Raw genomic sequence first — 19,364 nt, forward strand, 5'->3', positions numbered from 1 at the left:
TAGTGTTTCATTTCAAATGTAATACTAACTGAATACTTAAATATTGCGTAATATACAAGGTAATAGATGATGTAATTTATAATTTTAAAGAAATGCTGATCTTTACTGATACAATGATTCTTCACAGTAAATATTTAATACATTACTGAATATATTATGTAATATAATTGTATTCTTATAAGACTCCTAAAAATCCGACTAAAGGATATATACTCTCGGTGGCTGTTCGAATTCTCTTATACAATTTTATCGTATACTAAAAATACATGTTCTGCCGTAACTAAACCCCCATGGTTTAATCTACCATAGGCGGTGAGGATGACTATATAATCAATAACACTGAATTAAGTCGTATATAGTAAGGAAGACTGCAGATTGTATGTTACTACTATGCTATTTATCCCCGCAGAGAAGTTAATCGGGTAAATTTCTGCTTTAAGTATATGGTTAATATTCATATGTGGTTTCCTAAATATAAAACTGAATATATTCATATTATTTGAACATCAAATACATATCCCTCTTTAACGTATGGTAATCAAGACTTATTTGGTTTTCCGCATTCAGTACTTAATGATTTGTTGTAAAAGTATTAAGTAAACTCAATATTCACATGAATATATTCAAGTTCAGTAATCTGATTATCAGTATATACGACCAGCATAAATACTTATAGATGACTTATAATCATCCCTTGAATTGTAGTGCTACATTTTCAATGTTGTGTAATCTAAATACTTAACTGTTAAATCATATACAACGTAATATATGATTTAACTTCAAAGAGTCTTTAATCTATCTTACACAATGACTTCTCATATGATTTTATAATACTTAACTTAATATATTATGTAATATTAACAGTAAGTGGCCAAATTATACCTATAGGCCACAAAAAAAGAAATGTATACTTACTACTTGGCATTTTGAATTCACTTGTACTGCATAACGGTAAACTTAACATACATAGAGTATGGCGACTAAAACTCCTTTGGCTTCATTCACATAAACGATGAGGTTGACGGTATAATCATTCCAAGTAACATGAAACCGAATACGTTTGTAACAAGCAAGAGATTAGTTGATTCATACAATTATGCAGTTTTTACCCGCAGAGAGTTAATTGAGCTAACATATATGTCTATACAGAATAAGTTCAAGTTTAGAAACCTGAATATATAACTGAATATATTCATATTATTTGAACATCAAATACATATTCTTTAACGCATGGAAATCAAGACTTATTTGGTTTTAGGCTTTCAGTACTTAATGATTTGTTGTAAAAGTATTGAGTAAACTGCAGTATATACGAGCCAATATAAATACTTATGGATGACTAATAATCATTCATTGCATTGTAGTGCTAGATTTCCAATGTAACAAAACTGAATACTTAAATATTACGTTATATATTACGTAATAGATGATGTAACTTCAAAGAGTCACTAATCTATCTGATACAATGTCTCTTCTTAGTGACTGTTTAATATGTAACTGAATATATTATGTAATATTAATAGTAAGTATTTAACACAAATTAGAAGTATGCACTTCTATGGCCATTAGAATCCTCCTGTGCAGCGTAATGAAGCACTTAACATACATAAAGTGTGGTAACTAAAACGTTACTGTTTATGCATAAACTCAGGAATGACGAGATAATCATCAGTTCCTAATAAAAGTAAACTGATTACGTTTGTGATAAGCAAAAGAGTAGCTGCTTCATACAATTATACTGTTGCCACCCACAGAGAGTTATTCGTATTAACTTTTATCTCTATTACGATGTATATTCACGTTTAGAAGCCTGAATATATAACTGAATATATTCATATTAATTGAATATCAAATACATTTCTTCTTTAACGTGTAGAAATCGAGACATAATTACTTTCAATACTTAATGAATTGTTGTAAAAGTATTCAGTAAACTCAATATTCACATGAATATATTCAAGTTCAGTAATCTGATTATGCAGTAAATACGAGTCAGCTTAAATCTTATTGATGACTTTTAATCATACATTGCATTGTAGTGCTAGATTTCAATGTAGCAAAACTGAATACTTAACTATTACGTAATATACAACGTAATAAATGATGTAACTTTAATGAGTTACTAATCAAACTAATACAACGACTCTTCATAGTAACTGTTTAATACTAAACTGAATATATTATGTAACACTAATAGTAAATATTTAAATAAGACTTACAAGCCACGAAATAGAAGTATTCACTACTATGGCCATTAGAATTCTCCTGTACAGCATAACGAAACACTTAACATACATAAAGTGTGGTAACTAAAACCTTACTGTTTAAGCATAAACTCAGGAATGACGAGATAATCATCAGTTCCAAATAAAAGTAAACTGATTACGTTTGTGATAAGTAAGAGATTAGTAGATTCATATAATTATGGAGTTTGTACCCGCAGAGAATTAATTGAGTTAACAAATATGTCTATACAGTATAAGTTCAAGTTTAGAAACCTGAATATATAACTGAATATATTCATATTATTTGAACATCAAATACATATTCTTCTTTAACGTATGGAAGACAGGACTCATTTGGTTTTAGGCTTTCAGTATTTAATGATTTGTTGTAAATTATTCACCAAACTTAATATTCACATGAATATATTCAAGTTCAGTAATCTGAATATGCAGTATATACGACCAGCATAAATACTTTTAGATGACTTATAATCATCCCTTGAATTGTAGTGCTACATTTTCAATGTTATGTAATCTAAATACTTAACTTTTAAGTAATATAAAACGTAATATATGATTTAACTTCAAAGAGTCTCTAATTTATCTTACACAATGACTTTTCATAGTGATTGTTTAATACTTAACTTAATATATTATGTAATATTAACAGTAAGTGGCCAAATTATACCTACACACCACAAAAAAAGAAATATGTACTTGCTACTAGGCATTTTGAATTCACCTGTACTGCATAACGGTAAACTTAACATACATAGAGTATGGTGACTAAAACTCCATTGGCTTCATTCACATAAACGAAGAGGTTGACGGTATAATCATTCCAAGTAACATAAAATCGAATACGTTTGTAACAAGCAAGAGATTAGTTGATTCATACAATTATGCAGTTTTTACCCGCAGAGAGTTAATTGAGCAAACATATATGTCTATTCAGTTATATATTCAAGTTTAGAAACCTGAATATATAACTGAATATATTCATATTAATTGAAGATCAAATATATATTCTTTTTTTACGTATGGAAATCAGGACTTATTTGGTTTTAGGCATTCAGTACTTAATGATTTGTTGTAAAAGTATTAGTAAACTCAATATTCACATGAATATATTCATGTTCAGTAATTTGATTATGCAGTATATACGAGCCAGTACAAATATTTATGGATATCGTATAGTTCTACATTTCCAATGTAGCGTCAGCTGAATAAGTATCTATTCCATCATATACAATGTAATGTAACTGAATATATTATGTAATATTAATAGTAAGTATTTAACACAAAATAGAAGTATGCACTTCTATGGCCATTAGAATTCTCATGTGAAGCGTAACGAAGCACTTAACATACATAAAGTGTGGTAACTAAAACCTTTCTGTTTAAGCATAAACTCAGGGATGACGAGATAATCATCAGTTCCAAGTAACAGTAAACTGAATACGTTTGTGATAAGCAAAAGAGTAGCTGCTTCATACAATTATGCTGTTGCCACCCACAGAGAGTTATTCCTGTTAACGTTTATCTCTATTACGATGTATATTCACGTTTAGAATCCTGAATATATAACTGAATATATTCAGATTAATTGAATCTCAAATACACATCTTCTTTAACCTATAGAAATCAAGACATAATTACTTTCAGTACTTAATGATTTGTTTTAAAAGTATTCAGTAAACTCAATATTCACATGAATATATTCAAGTTCAGTAATCAGATTATGCAGTAAATACGAGTCAACATAAATCTTAAGGATGACTTTTAATCATTCATTGCATTTTAGTGATAGATTTCCAATGCAGCAAAACTGAATATTTAACTATTACGTAATATACAACGTAATAAATGATGTAACTTTAATGAGCTACTTCTCAAACTGATACTACGACTCTTCATAGTAATACTAAACTGAATATATTATGTAACACTAATAATAAATATTCAAATAAGACCTACATGCCACGAAATAGAACTATGCACTTCTATAGCCATTAGAATTCTCATGTACAGCGTAACGGAAACACTTAACATATATAAAGTGTGGTATCTAAAATCTTACTGTTTAAGCATAAACTCAGGAATGGAATGCCGAGATAATCATCAGTTCCAAATAAAAGTAAACTGATTACGTTTGTGATAAGCAAAAGAGTAACTGCTACATACAATTATGCTGTTGCCACCCACAGAGAGTTATCGTGTTAACGTTTATCTCTATTACGATGTATATTCACGTTTAGAAGCCTGAATATATAACTGAATATATTCAGATTAATTGAATATCAAATAGATAACTTCTTTAACGTATAGAAATCAAGTCATAATTACTTTTAGTACTTAATGATTTGTTGTAAAAGTATTCAGTAAACTCAATATTCTCATGAATATATTCAAGTTCAGTAATCTGATTATGCAGTATATACGAGCCAGCACGTATAGATGACTTATAGTCATTCATTGTATTGTAGTGTTAGATTTCTAGTGTGAGAAACTGAATACTTATGTATTACGTAATAGACAACGTAACAGTTTGTGTAATTTCAATGAGAATGAAACCTTATAGATTAAATGATTCTTCATTATTGATTGTTCAATACGTTACTGAATATATTATGTTGTTAAACTATCATTTTGTATTCTCCTGAGATGACTTCATGCCATCCATTGGATATGTATTCTCTCGGTAGTCTATTAAATACGCCTGTTGTAAACTGAACACGCATAAAGTGTGGTATAAAACTGCTCAGCTTAGTTCACCATTAACTGAGGGGCTGACTGTATAATCAATAGTTCGAAGTAATATTAAACTGAATACGTTTATATCAAGTAAGAATGTAACTTGTTCACACAGTTAAGTTGTTGAGACCAACAGAATAGTTAAACGAGTTAACACTACTTCTAGGATATGTATGTATTGACGGGTGAAAATCAGACACATGTTACATTAATACAGCGTATTACTTAATTCACTAAATATTATGTCTGAGTTTCAGAGATGTTCAGTAAACTAAACACTTTATTGAACTATATTATGTTCAGTTCATATGAGGTTTATACTTCGAACTAAAAGCTCCCTACTAATAGTATTAGCACATTAAGGATTTGCTATACACGATCTTTTGTATTTCATAAAATTATTCAGTTGTTTCAGTAGTATTAAAGTATTAGAACTCAAATTTTCGAGAAATATGAACATTTACCCGTTACAATTGAGTTGAAGATTAAGAGTAGGAATTAAACAAATAACCGAATCGATAATGTAATTCGGGTGCACTTAAATCTACTACCTACGAGTTTGGGAAATCTCAAGGTGAGATTATGAATCCTATACAATAACTACGAAAAACTCAGTAGTATCAAGGGTTTAGCTTGTCCATTTTTTGAAAAGGGGAAGAATAAACTATAAGAATGGTATAGATTTAAACATGAATGAATGTTATAAAATACGATAACGTATCAATTCTTCACTTAATAATTATCAGTTAATAATAAACTCTTTATTCCGAGTTTCGATCGTTAGTAAATCCAGTGCTATCAAGGATTTGAGAGCTACTTCAGATCAAGAAGGGAAAGAATAAAACAGAAAAATCGGTAAATAATTATATGATAGGATCTCCAGATATACGATAACGTATCATTTCGTTATGTATGACAGTTCATTATCTGTTTATTCTATGTATCACGTAAGTAGCATATTCAGAGTATAAATGATCAATGAAATGAAATATCTGTTACCACCTTAAATATACATAGCTATTCATCATAAAAGTATCGATACATTGAAGAAAATGCTTTTAGTCTTCAGGGAAATTTAAACAGTTTGAACTCCGATTACTTATACAACGGTCAAAAATGGAGAAGGCGCTGGGAAGCGGTACCGATCGAATGAATTTCTCGTAGCCATCAGTTAAGAGTTTAGGCTCGTACTAACATCCTCAATCTTCATGAAATGAATTTATGCACACCTCTATATGAATGTCTAAAGTATTTCTGTATCTATTTCCACAGAATGAACAAATTTCGCTTGTTGGACCCATTGCCCCAATTAAACAAGTTGTTTCCCATACCATTTTATTTTCTCAACAGTCATCACGAGTAGACCTCTCTTATGTATGATTTTTAACCAGCATTATGATATTTAGTGTCTCTATCTATTCTTATACGTTTTTATTGCTCTGTCTTGAAGGTGGTGCAATTTCGTCGGCAGAATGCCGTGTGATGTTTTTTGCTGATTGGTTGAAGTATTATTGATAATTTTCCGTACTTTCCTATTTGAGTTCAGTAAGTTTGCATTGTGTAACAAATTTCTCCTTACTAAATTCCTTACTTTTCTCTTGTACATGAACAACAGTCAAAATCAATAAGAGCTGGACATTTCTTAGTTGTGCGATTAATAGAAGTATTAAGTTTAAATAATATGTTAATATTACTGAACAATAATACTTACTATTTTAAGCTGTAGACGATATTCTATAGAGCAAAGTGATTTAAGTATTAAGTTTTATGTTCAGTAATATATTATTATTCATTAACCATAAGATGAATTTATTCTTGCTCCGGGAAAATAATAATGCATTTAAATGTTTAGCATTCGCTTCCTTATCTCATAAAGATAATTTAATGAACCCGATTAATATACGGGAATTTGAACTCGATAAAATAGTACATAATTGAACAATTAAATATTACATAATATATTCAGTAATATAAGTATTCTATTTAACCTTTGATAAGCAGAATAAGCAGAACCCATTTTTGGGGGAAGGGTGTTGGGAGTAAGATTCTGTTCATCTCTTCACTTAGAAATGAATAGTTATATCTATTAATTATTTGACCTTCCTGATTCAAGACCTTTTCCAACATCCAGTGTTGAGAAACACATTAAATAATGTTATCTTTATGAGAATCAAATAATCCATATGCGAAGTACGCATCTACCCAATCTTGGGCAAGGTGCGTTTTTTTGTGTTTAACCATTCACTAGTTTCTAACTCAGTTTAGGGCTTAAGGAGTTGAATTCATGGACCCGATATTACGAGGCCCACAAGAGGTTCGAGATCAAGCAGAGCAAGACATCGAATCCATCTCTAGTCAGTCAATAATAGCAATACAAGATACGATGTATTATTTACGTGCAGAAAAGCTTATCCCAGGTATTCATATATCCATTAGGATTAAAATAGACTCTTATGATTTAGGATTTTGGAACCGAATGATTTTAGATCGAGTGAATTGTGCTAAAGAATGGTTGAGGTCTACTGATAATTACGATAGCCAAGAGTCTGATTTAAGCATATTCTCAACTATTTATAAGGAATTAACAATTCACAAAACTAATAGTACCTCTAATGATCTGTATCTTAGTATGTCACTCTATATAATCCATTCAGTTATCGCTGCGTTAGAAATAGAATCTCATGTGATGATGTACGATGGAAACAAAAAGGGGCATCAAACTGCTCAGAAATATTCTCAATTAATTGCTGAAGCTGTAGAACCTTATCAGTTGGTAATGAATAAAATTGATCAGGTTTTGTATGGGAAAATTCAAGAGAGGTAATAACATCTGAAGGAAAAAACGGAGGAAATAAATGAATCTTACTAATGTATGGGGGAGAGAAGAAAATACTCTTCACATGCCATGGAGATCATAGAAGAAATCCATGTTCTAATGGGTTAGAAATGTTAAGTACAAGAGGTATTGGCGAAGAAGGAAATATAGGGAGTTGAGGCCTGGTTCTGCTTGACTTGAGAGTCTACTTCATTTCTTAAGAATATCTATTTTGTACAATTGAGAAACACCATTCAGGTCTCTCAATTGTACTGAGTTATGTGACGGCTATTTCTATAGTTATATATGGACATGCAGAATCACAGATGTAAGTCACTTTAGCAGAGTTTCAAGTAATGTCAGATAATCGGTTTATTTAGCTGGATATTAACGTTCTTAATTTGGAAAGGGATTTATAACAATTCAGTTATTGACTGAGGTAGTTTATAGCCTCCTGTAAGTTTCTTACCCCTACCAGTTTAATATTTTCTAAATTGTAGCTAGTTTTTGCTTTGGCAACCTCTTGTTCTTGATATTTAGGATAGATAAAAATATCTACTTTTTCATTCTTTGCAGTCAGCAATTTGAGATCCAGGTTACTTATTGACTGAATATCACCACCCCTAGTTATGCCTCCTGTGCCAGCAATCTTTCTTCCTCTAGCCAAATCGACATTCGGATCGAGTTGCTGTATTAAACCCAATGCCAACATGAAACCCCCTGACTCGCCTGAATAGTTGTTGTCCAAATGGATAACGTCATCAACAGATAACCCTTTAAAGACAAATTTGTTTTTTAAATAAACTCCTAACGTTGCTTTTCCTTGGCGATCCAGTTCCTTTATAGTCACTGGAATCTCTACGTTGCTAGTATCACGATGAACGATTACGTTTACGGTATCTCCGATTTTAAAACTCTCCAGATAAAAATTAATATCTTCTGGCGAGTCAACTTCTATATCATCTATGAACAGAACTTCATCTCCAATCTTAAGATCTTGACCTGTTTTAAACTTCTCTGGATGAAAAACGACAACTGGCTTAGATATCTCTTCTGGTAAATCAATCTTTTCATGTACCATTGCAGCCTTTACGATAGTATGTTTCATATAGGGTAAAAGTTCTTTATCTAAAATAGATAAATCTCTCTCGGTAAAGTCACTATTGCTTTCAGAAGCTGAGGAATAGGACCTTGTAACAGAAGTTCTTGTATAACCCTCAGACCCGAGGAATATTTTCTCCCATACAGAATTAATTTGTGTTTTTTTTACGTAAGTCATGTAAAGATTAGTGGGATGTGCTCTAGCGCTTTCGCGAATTGCTTTTGCATCGATAATAGGGTCAACTGAAAGAATACTCCCAGGTGCTGTCCAAACCTCTGGCACCATTAAAGGCTTAAGCAGCAACAAACCCAAAAATATGATAACAACAATCAAGGGAGCTATATAAAGAATAATCACCTTGTAATCTTTTATGTCCAAGAGAATCACCTCAGTATTGTAAACTAGCAATGGAACTAATATAACAAAATAACTATTTGATATAGAAGGAATGAGAAGAACCCGATTCTTCATGTCATTAATGATTAACTACATAATACTATAGATGATTTACGATATGCTTTATTAGATGAGTTTTTAACACGGTTAAGGAACAGTAAAAGAAGCAAATCATTTAACGGCTTCATTTCTTGTTGGTGCGTTTTCGAATATAATATATGCAATAGTGAACCGTAGAGATGGGGGAGATATATGCATATAATGGATGATTATGAACAACGCTTAAAAGATCTTCGAGCTACACTTGGAACCCTTATAGATAATTATGATATACTCCCGGATGCCTCCTATCAGATATTTAGTATCGAAGGAGAGATTAGAAGCTTTGAGCAGAGAAAAGAAAGACTAAACCTCAGATTTTCTCGGATAGACTGCCATTTATGCAAGCAACCTATTTGGAACGAAGATGAACCAGCTAAACTTGGGGACAAAGGAAGCCTCCTAATATGTCCAAGGTGTTTATGTACGATTAAGCAGGTGAAAGGTACTACTGAAATGGAACGAGATCTTGACATCAACAGCCCAGGGACTGTAAAACAAGATTGTGAAGGTCCCCTTAAAATGCTGCAATCGCAGTTTCTAATCCGAAAATCTGAAAAATTCTGGCTTATACACGAGGTAGTAGGTGAGATCTACTATCGAGCTGGCCGGCGTAAAACAAACCTACTACATTCTTGGATTGATGAATTGATTAATCGCTTAGATCAACTCCAAGAACAAAAAAAATTTATGGAAGGGATGCGAACCTTAATCCCAGATTTGCATACTCAAATCTTTAGCTTACAAGCACAAATTCAAGATTTACAAAGTAAAGTAGATCGAATCAAAGGTGGAAGATTACCCTTTCGTTGCTCTCAATGTAATGTCTGGTTGAAAGAGAATGGTATTCCAACGTTTTTTGGAAACTACACAATTTGTAATCAGTGCAAAAAGATAATATCAGAAGTAATGACTACATCTGAAGCAGAGAAGAAACATGGTCTACCTAAGGGAACCATACGCCGGGATAACTCAAGAGGATCCCTAGAGAGATATAAGAAATTAGGATTACTAAGACAATCAGGAAGCTTATGGTTGCTTCACGACATAGTTATTTTGGACAAATATAAAAGAATCGAAACAAAAGAGGAAGTGTTACCAGTTCACTCTTCTACAACAATGAGTGAAGAAGGAATACCTTCAGATCTTCTTAGAAGATCTGCTTCGATTTACAAACAACTTATGGAACGAAAACAATTGGAGAAATGAGATATACTGAATAATGAAGTTTAATTGAATACAACTCAAAGTTGATCGAGAATTAAAACGTTGTTCTATATTTTGTGAAGGTTCAGTTGATAGACTGTATGAAGGATGATACAGTAAAAGATAACATAATAAAATATATGCGAAGCACGCATCTGCCCATATTGGGTAGGTGCGTTTTCTTATTTCTAAAGAAAGGTAGAATCATATGAGTTATCTGTTAATGAATTTGCTTTATATCTCTTATCGGTTGATTAAGGTTTTATCGAGAGTTACCTTGTACGTACTTGGGTATGGATTCGTCTTCGCAGTGGTATTATTTTTAGTCATAAGTATTGCCAATGCAATGTAAGGCCCGATTGTTACAGAAATAGAACAATAGGAGATCCGATGAGTATCCTTGAAAAAGAATAATCGTATAATAACTCGTGGAGCCATTCATGTGTATGATGTCATAACTGCTGCTAAGTATTTTAAATGATGTAGAGTTTCAGTAGTTTCAACTATAATCACGGATATTAGTACCCAAGCATTACAAAAATATTATTGATTTTCTAAGAAAAAATGGACTCAGGTAGCTCTACAAAGCAATCTCATTTCAGAGATTTGTTAATAATCGTGTATCAGGCTGGTTGAATAAGCACTGAGATGAAGTGTTAATACAATTTCAGTTCATAAAAAACAACATGGGTTTAAGACAATATATTTACAGCAGTATGACCATGGCTTATAATACAAATAACTTAATAGTAGAAACGGGGAAGCACCTCGATATTGGTTAACCACCAATATTGAGGTGCTTTTTTTGTTTTTACAGTTAGAAGGGTAGGGAGATCTATTGAAGAAGAGAAGGAAAGTTAGGGAGGCAGCACAAAAAGCTACTAAAGTGGTATTAGCTTTAGCTTTACTTGCACCCCCATTAGTGGCAACCGGCGTATTTACACCCGCTGCATATGCAGCAGTAGATACTATTTCTGTTGTTTCCAACACGACATCATTAAAAGCTGTTCAATCTTCCGTAGTAAAAGTGGAAATGAACGATCAGGGTAATTACCGAATTATTTTATTACCAAACACCAACGTATTTTATGGCAGCAATGCCGGTAACGTTTCAACGTTCCTGGACTATAACGGGGAAAGAATCAATTTTAACTCGCTACCTTTAAATTACTTTAGAATTAATGACAATATCATTGAAATGTCACGTCAGAAAGATAATGTTGAATTCATCCTTCGGGTGTCGATTGTTAATGCAACATCACAAGGTGGGTATATGAAGGTTGAGTTAGAGGCAGTCAATCGAGGTAGTGGTAATCAAAATCTAGGTGGAACCTTTTACTGGGATACTATGGTGAACGGTAATGATGCTTCACCGTTTGAAGTTATTCAAAATGGCTGGAGAAATTATAGTGGTGGGGTACAGATCACTGCTTTTTATGCAAACACATATAACGTAGTAAACGCAGATCGAATTTTTATGGGAGCTTATCAGAGCCCAGGGAACGCCAGCTTGACAGGCGGAAGTCCTCCTTCCTCTTTTTACGTGGGACAACAGATTACTGCAGGGGACACAGCTGCACAGTTTTGGTGGGATAAACAAACCGTTTCGAGCGGCGGATCGAGGAAAGTTTCAACCATTGTGGGAATTGGCCCACAGAATACACCGCCCTCATTTGCTTTAAGTTCTCCAGCTGCTAACCAATCCTACTACAAAGGTCAAACACTTCAGATTGCCGGTACTACCAAAGATACGGATATCGGTGATCTTCTGACTGTGAAGTGGTCTATAGATGGGGGGGCCGAAAATGTTCTTTCTACATTGACGGCCAATGGATCTAATCAACAATTTAGCAGTAATTATACACTGCCTTCAACCCTATCGGATGGCGCTCACTCCTTACAGGTGTGGGTTATGGATGATAAAGGTGGCGTTTCTACAGCAAACACAGTCAATTTTACTATAAGAAGTTTTGTTGTTCCGGGTCAGCCCGTAATCAGTTCAACTTCTACCAATGGTCTTACGGTCACCTGGGACAAAAAAGAGAACGAGTCAGCTGTGACCTATGAGTTACTCAATGTCACGACGAACCAAACGATTAATGCAGGTTCTGCTAATACAGCAACGGTTACTGGATTATCACCTAATACCAATTATGTCTTTAAAGTTAGAGCTAAAAATTCTAGTGGTTCTTACACGGATTATTCTACTCAAACTAGTAGTTATACCTATGCTAATACTCCAACTTCAGCAACTGTCACGCAGACAGGAAACTCACCAACCGTAAAATGGTCAGCGAATGGAAACCCAACTGGGACTACATACAAATATGAATTACGTGATGCAGATAGCAAAGTTGTAAAATCTGGGACAACGACAGCGACAACGCTGAATATTCCATTGGACGGAGTTGCAGATGGGAAATATAACGTGTTTGTCAGTGCGGTAAATGGAGGGGGAATTGCAACAGCATATACTGCGGCGGGCCAAATCATTAAGGATACCAAGGCACCGACTGCACCTGAAGTATCGGTTGCTCCTTCAAGTTGGACTAATACATCTGCAATAGTGACCGTAAAAAACGGAACAGATGACTTAAGTGGTGTACAGAAAAGTCAATACAAAGTCGGATCAACCGGTGAATGGGTGGATTATAAAGAGCCATTTGAAGTTTCTAAAGAAGGTCTTCAGGATATCTATGCTAGAACAATAGACAACTTTGGAAATACAAGCATTGTTTCCTCTTCAACAGCTCGTATAGACAAAACTGCTCCGGAAGCACCTATTTTCTCATTGGATCCTTCTAGCTGGACCAATAAAGATGTAAATGTGACGTTATCTCCTGGTACGGATAATCTCAGTGGTGTTCAAAAAATCCAGTATAAAATCGGTCCCGGGGGTGAATGGAAAGACTATACAAAAGGCTTTTCCATTACTACGGAAGGACGAAGTGAAATTTACGGACGTTCCATCGATAATGCTTCAAATATAAGTGTTGAAGCAGTGGTTGAAGCTAAAATCGATAAAACTGGTCCAACAGCACCGAAGTTAACATTGAGTGATTTGGAGTGGACCAACAAAAACGTGACATTCACTATTACCGATGGGGTAGATGAGGGTAGCGGAGCTGCTAAGACGCAATATCGGTTTGGAGCTACAGGAGCCTGGGTTGATTATGTAGCCGAAGAAACCATTTCAGCAGAAGGTGAAACTGAAATATTTGCAAGAACGGTGGACAACGTAGGTAATGTTGGAGCATTGTCATCAGCTCTGGCAAAGATTGATAAGACGGCTCCGTCAACTCCTCAAGTCTTATTGAGTGAATCATCCTGGACACAGGATTCGGTTACGTTCTCTATTAATGGAAGTACAGATCATAATCCAATCCATTACGAATATAAAATCAATGATACCGAGTTCGTGAAAGGAAGTACTGGAACAATTCATGATAACGGTATTACTACTTTAACGGTAAGAGCACGTGATGCAGTCGGCAATGTAGGAGAAGAAGTTGTCAAAAAAGTATTTATTGATAACCTTGACCCGTCAATTTCAATTACTCCGAATACTACAGATTGGACGGATAAAAACATTGACGTTTCTATTACTTACTCTGATGTACACTCAGGAGTGGATCCAAATCAACGATATTTTAAAATCACTAACAGTGCAGAAGCACCCGTAAGTTGGGATTCTGCTGATGAAAATGAAAAAATAGTTACTATTGATTCTGAAGGGACATGGTACGTGCATGCCAAAGTACAAGATAATGCAGGGAATTCAGTCACTACCGTGACTTCCCCGCTCAGGCTACAAAGGCTGCCCGATGTACCTGAACATTTAAAGGTAACTAATGTCTCTGAAGGGACCGCGAAAGTTTCTTTTGATCTACCTGAAGATGTACTCACAGATGGGTATCAATTTGAAATTGAAAACACAACAACAGGTCAGACTTGGAGTCTAGACTACCCTTCAAATGAGATTTTAGATGAAGCTCTATCAGGTGGAAACAGGTATGAATACAGAGTACGTGCAATGAATCATGTTGGACACAGTGACTTCTCAAGTACTGTTTCTACGCTCACACTACCACTTGCTCCAGAAAATGTTGTAATTCAAAAGGTTGGGACTGATTATAGTCAGGCGAGTGTTTCCTTTGATCCCGTGACGAGCGCTTCTTCCTATAGAATCATAGCGAGAGATAGGAACAATCAAATTGTTTCTGATCAAATCGTACATGGTACAAGTGCACAGTTAATAAGTGGACTTTCTGCAGGGACGGTCTATTCCGTAAGTGTAATTGCCATAAATGAATCCGGAGAAGGCTCTAGTCGAAATGCTGGTTTCTTATCTTTACCATCTGCTCCTGGTCATTTTGCAAGTGTACAAATAGAGGAAACGAAAATAACACTCGGTTGGGATACGGTCACTTCAGCAACCTATTACTCATTGAATAGAGATGGTGAATCGCTATTTGAAGGACCTGAACTGACCTTTACAGACTCTGGTCTTGAATCAGGGACGTTATATCAATATGGACTAAGTGCTTCCAATGAAACAGGAACGGGCGAGACAGTTACTTTAAATGGACTGATGACACTACCTGGTAAAATACAAGGTTTACAAATCGTGAATCCGACTCAGCATTCGTTGGGCTTAACATGGCAGGCAGTTCAAGGAGCTGACCACTATGTGATTGTTCAAGAAGGCAGAGAGTATTTAACCGTCCCTAGTGAACAAACCACAGCTGTTGTCCAAGATCTTGCTCCGGGAACATCGTATTCCTTTGAAGTTTTTGCAGTGAATGAGAGTGGACAAGGTTCATCTGTTTCGGCAAGCTCTATCACCGTCCCTGATCAAGTACAAGAATTAAAGTTAGATTCAATAACTGAAACAAGTGCTACCGTTTCATGGCTTCCCGTACCTGGGGCAGATAGATATCGACTTAAGATTGGAGACCGTTCATTTGAAGTTGCGGGGACTCATCTAGAACTTACGGGGCTTTCAGGTAGTAATGTGTACAACTACACAGTGGAAGCAGGCAACAACTCTGGTTATAGTGATTCTGTAGGAGGCGAATTCTTAACCAATCCTCACTCGCCTAATCAAGTTGAAGTGACTGAGACGACTGAGACGACTATAAGCCTTCGCTGGGAAACAGTAGCAACCGCTAATTCGTACATTGTCTCTATGGATGGACAAATTGTCGCAACTCCGACTTCAGCAGAATTCGAAGTCAATGATCTTATTCCAGGTTCAAAGCATACATTTACTGTTCAGGCTGTAAATCAAACAGGTGAAAGTCAGAAGACAGCTTATGTATGGATGACTAAACCTTCATTCGTTACAAATGTTCAGTCATCCCCAGCAACGTATAAAGCAGAAGTGAATTGGGAACCCGTAACCGGAGCTATTGAATATATTATTGAACACGACGACAACGTATTGTATCAAGGGACGGAGACTTCTCTCGAAATAACCGGACTTTCGGATGGAACGAATTATGATTATGTGATTCATGCTGTCAATGAGTTTGGTGTCAGTTCCCAGAATTCAAAATTTGGATTTAAGACGCTGCCACGAAAACCCGTTAACGTGAATACGGTAGACATCGAGAAAGAGTCACTAACGCTTGATCTCTCTGATACACAAGTAACAGGAGCTGACACATATGTGATTAAACGCAATGGGGTACTTATTGCGAAGATTCCTTCATCAGATATCAGATACACAGATAAAGGACTTCTTCCAGGTACTAAATACAGTTATTCGATTCACGGGGAGAACACTAGTGGAGCAGGAGAAGTTAGGACGGTTCAAGTTACGACAAAGACAGAAGTCGTAAATGAGAATTCTATTGTAGTTCATCCTGAAACGAATCAAATTAACGTGACATGGTCTCCAGTCAAGGGAGCTGTTTCTTATCAAATTTTAAATAATGAAACGGGCGATAAATATTCAACTTCGAATTTGGAGAGTATCATTCCTAGCTTAAGTGCGGGTTCGATTTATTCGTTTACCATCACTTCTTTTAATGTAGAAGGTATTGAATCCGAGCCTCTTACATTTACAAGCTTAACAAAACCGACAGCACCATCTACAGCCACTATTAGTGGTATAACGGATACCTCCCTAACTATCGATTTATCCATGAGTGCTGTTCGCGGAGCTGAAGAGTATATCATTGAACGTGACGGTAAGGAAGTTGGACGAATCCCGTTGAATGAAACTTCATTTAAAGAAGATGGACTAGAAGCTGGAGAAGAATACACTTATGTTATTAAAACTTCAAATAAGTCAGGTGAGAGTGTAACAGGCTTTGCACTAACAGCAAGAACCGTTCCAGCTACTTCTTCAAAACTAGCTGAAGTTCTGTCTGTATCAGATAATAGCGTATCGATCTCGTGGGATAAAATTCAGGGGGCAGAGGGGTACAAAGTTTATTTTGACTCAGAATTAATTACTATTACGACCGAATTTAGTGCATCAGTGGACAATTTAATCAGTGCACAAACGTACAATAATATTCGTGTTGTTCCATTTAACAATGCAGGCGACGCCATAGCATTCTCGGTAAAAGAATTTACGACGCTCCCAGTAATTAAAGGGTTGATCGTGAATTCAAAACCTAAAACAACGGAAGCGGAGCTTTCATGGACTCTTCCATTGAAGAATGAAATTATGGTCATTGAGTATCAGGGCGAGGAAGTTTACCGAGGACAGGAAACGAACTTCACATTAACTGAATTAAGAGCGGGAACAAACGAAGAGGTTACATTTATCACGGAGAACAGCCAAGGAGATCGATCAGAAGAATTTACTCATTCTCTACTTACATTACCTGCAGCACCTCCAACTGTGAGTTACACATCTACATCGAACGGAGTATCTCTAGATTTTGCTTTAAGTCAGGTAAAAGGGGCTACAGCTTACATTGTTCAACGAGGTGGAGAGGAAATCGGCCAAGTCACAGTGACGGAGTCTGTATATAATGATGAAAACCTTGAGCCAGGAAAGACATATAAATACTTCATTAGAACCTTAAATGACACGGGTATAAGTGAGGAAGGTTTTGCATTAGATGCAACAACACTACCCGCTGATATGACCATCTCTCCATCTATTGATAAAAGAGATGTCGATGGAGTAGAGATTTCTTGGGAGCCTGTTATAGGTGCAACAGGATACAACCTATATGATGATGATACAATCATTACATCCACGGAGAACACATCATTCTCATTGACTGGACTTCGCAGCTCTACGAAATACGGAACATACCGAATAGTTCCATTTAATGAAGTTGGTGAAGCTAAGGGGATCGATGTGCCGATCTTTGAGACGCTACCAAGTGGAGATTTCGAGGTAAAAGCTGTAGGTAAAACCACGAATGAAGTTGATTTCACCTGGACGCTCCCATCCGCCAACGAAATTTTCGTTCTTGCTCATCATGGGACAGAAGTATATAGAGGAAAGGATCAGCACTTTACGCTGAAAAATCTTAGTGGGGGAACAGTGTATTTGATGGAAGCTTGGACAGAGAACGAGAATTCTGACCGGAGTGAAGTTAAAGAGATCACTGCTCGGACTTTGGGCTTCCTCGCACCTTCAGGAGGAAATTTCAGCGGGCAACCTGTATCAAAACCTACAGAATCAATTAAAGATGTACCTGCTGATCTTGAGGTAGTACCAACTCCGCCTGTAAAACAAGTGTTCTTTGAAGACATAGACAGTACTTTTAATAAGGAACAGATCATATTCTTGGCGCAACAAGGAGTAATCTCAGGGATTAGCGAAACTAAATTCGAGCCGCAACGTGCGATCACAAGAGCGGAATTCACTGCATTAATCGTCCGTTTAATGGGAATTGAGTCGGCAGAATACAAAGGGACTTTTAAGGATGTAAGCCCAGAAGACTGGTTTGCAGAATATATTGCAGCCGGCATTAAAAATAAGGTTATAGCCGGTATGGGAAACCAAGTGTTCGCACCACATGAACTTATAACAAGAGAACAAGCATCGGTGATCTTAGCTAATGTGTTGAGAGGAATGAACGCTTCAGGAACTAGTGAACAGCAGAGATTTGTGGATGAGACCAAAATTTCAGGATGGGCAGCTGATAAAGTAAACTACCTATCTGAATTAGGATTAGTCAACGGGTATCAAGATGGTTCGTTTCGTCCGTTGAAAGATCTCACTCGGTCTGAGGCAGCAGCACTAATTTTCAGATTGATGGAAGTGGTCCACAAGGATTTGGAGAATAATAACAAGAAGTCACAATAGGAAGGTTAACATTTCCTAATGCACCAAAAGTATGAAAATGGTAAAATGAAAATTCATTAGGTTACGACAAGGAGCACCTTGAAATGGTTTTTTCAATTTCTGGGTGCTCCACCTATTGAATTAGGAGGTAATCACTTGACCCTACATAAAGTTCCATCAAACCATAAGGAAGAACTTAGCGAAATTGAGTTTCTCCAATTAGTACTTAGTCTTCTAGAATCAGAATTGAGCTATTTTGCCTCATACTACTCAGATGATCGTATCTCATGCAATCAGAGAGAAGATGAAGAACAGTTGAACTTAGAAATACAAAATATCCAATGTAGAATTCAAACGTTAATCGATGATCAACCTATGATTAATATAAAAGTAAGGAAATAAATATTTCCGAGATTAATGTTTGACTATCTCGAGTGATATCGTTTGATACAATAGGGTCTATGAAAATAATAAATCGAAAGCAATTACAACCTAAGAAACATTCAT

Annotated in this window: 5 protein-coding genes; 4 read left to right on the forward strand and 1 reads right to left on the reverse strand. The window is 35.5% G+C overall.

Annotation, left to right across the window (positions count from 1 at the left end; genetic code table 11):
• Nucleotides 1–7,263 precede the first annotated feature (7,263 nt).
• Nucleotides 7,264–7,803: a hypothetical protein gene (locus tag MKY28_RS30380; protein WP_101314351.1), complete on the forward strand. Its 540-nt coding sequence runs from the start codon at nt 7,264–7,266 to the stop codon at nt 7,801–7,803.
• Nucleotides 7,804–8,221: 418 nt separating this feature from the next.
• On the opposite strand, the gene MKY28_RS30385 is transcribed toward MKY28_RS30380, so the two are convergent.
• Nucleotides 8,222–9,367, reverse strand: coding sequence for a PDZ domain-containing protein (locus MKY28_RS30385; RefSeq protein ID WP_340938216.1), 1,146 nt, complete (start codon nt 9,365–9,367; stop codon nt 8,222–8,224).
• 186 nt (nt 9,368–9,553) lie between these two features.
• On the opposite strand from MKY28_RS30385, the gene MKY28_RS30390 reads away from it, so the two are divergent.
• From MKY28_RS30390 to MKY28_RS30400, 3 genes are all read left to right on the forward strand, one after another.
• On the forward strand, nt 9,554–10,600 hold the full coding sequence (locus MKY28_RS30390) for a hypothetical protein (protein WP_144029812.1): 1,047 nt from the start codon (nt 9,554–9,556) through the stop codon (nt 10,598–10,600).
• 835 nt (nt 10,601–11,435) lie between these two features.
• Nucleotides 11,436–18,878, forward strand: coding sequence for a fibronectin type III domain-containing protein (locus MKY28_RS30395; RefSeq protein WP_340938218.1), 7,443 nt, complete (start codon nt 11,436–11,438; stop codon nt 18,876–18,878).
• A 135-nt stretch (nt 18,879–19,013) separates the two neighbouring features.
• Nucleotides 19,014–19,259 (forward strand): hypothetical protein, encoded by a 246-nt coding sequence (locus tag MKY28_RS30400; RefSeq protein WP_101314347.1) that lies wholly within the window; start codon nt 19,014–19,016, stop codon nt 19,257–19,259.
• The last annotated feature ends 105 nt before the right edge of the window (nt 19,260–19,364 follow it).

It is taken from the genome of Paenibacillus sp. FSL R5-0473, from assembly GCF_038004565.1.
GTDB classification, from domain to species: domain Bacteria; phylum Bacillota; class Bacilli; order Paenibacillales; family Paenibacillaceae; genus Paenibacillus; species Paenibacillus amylolyticus.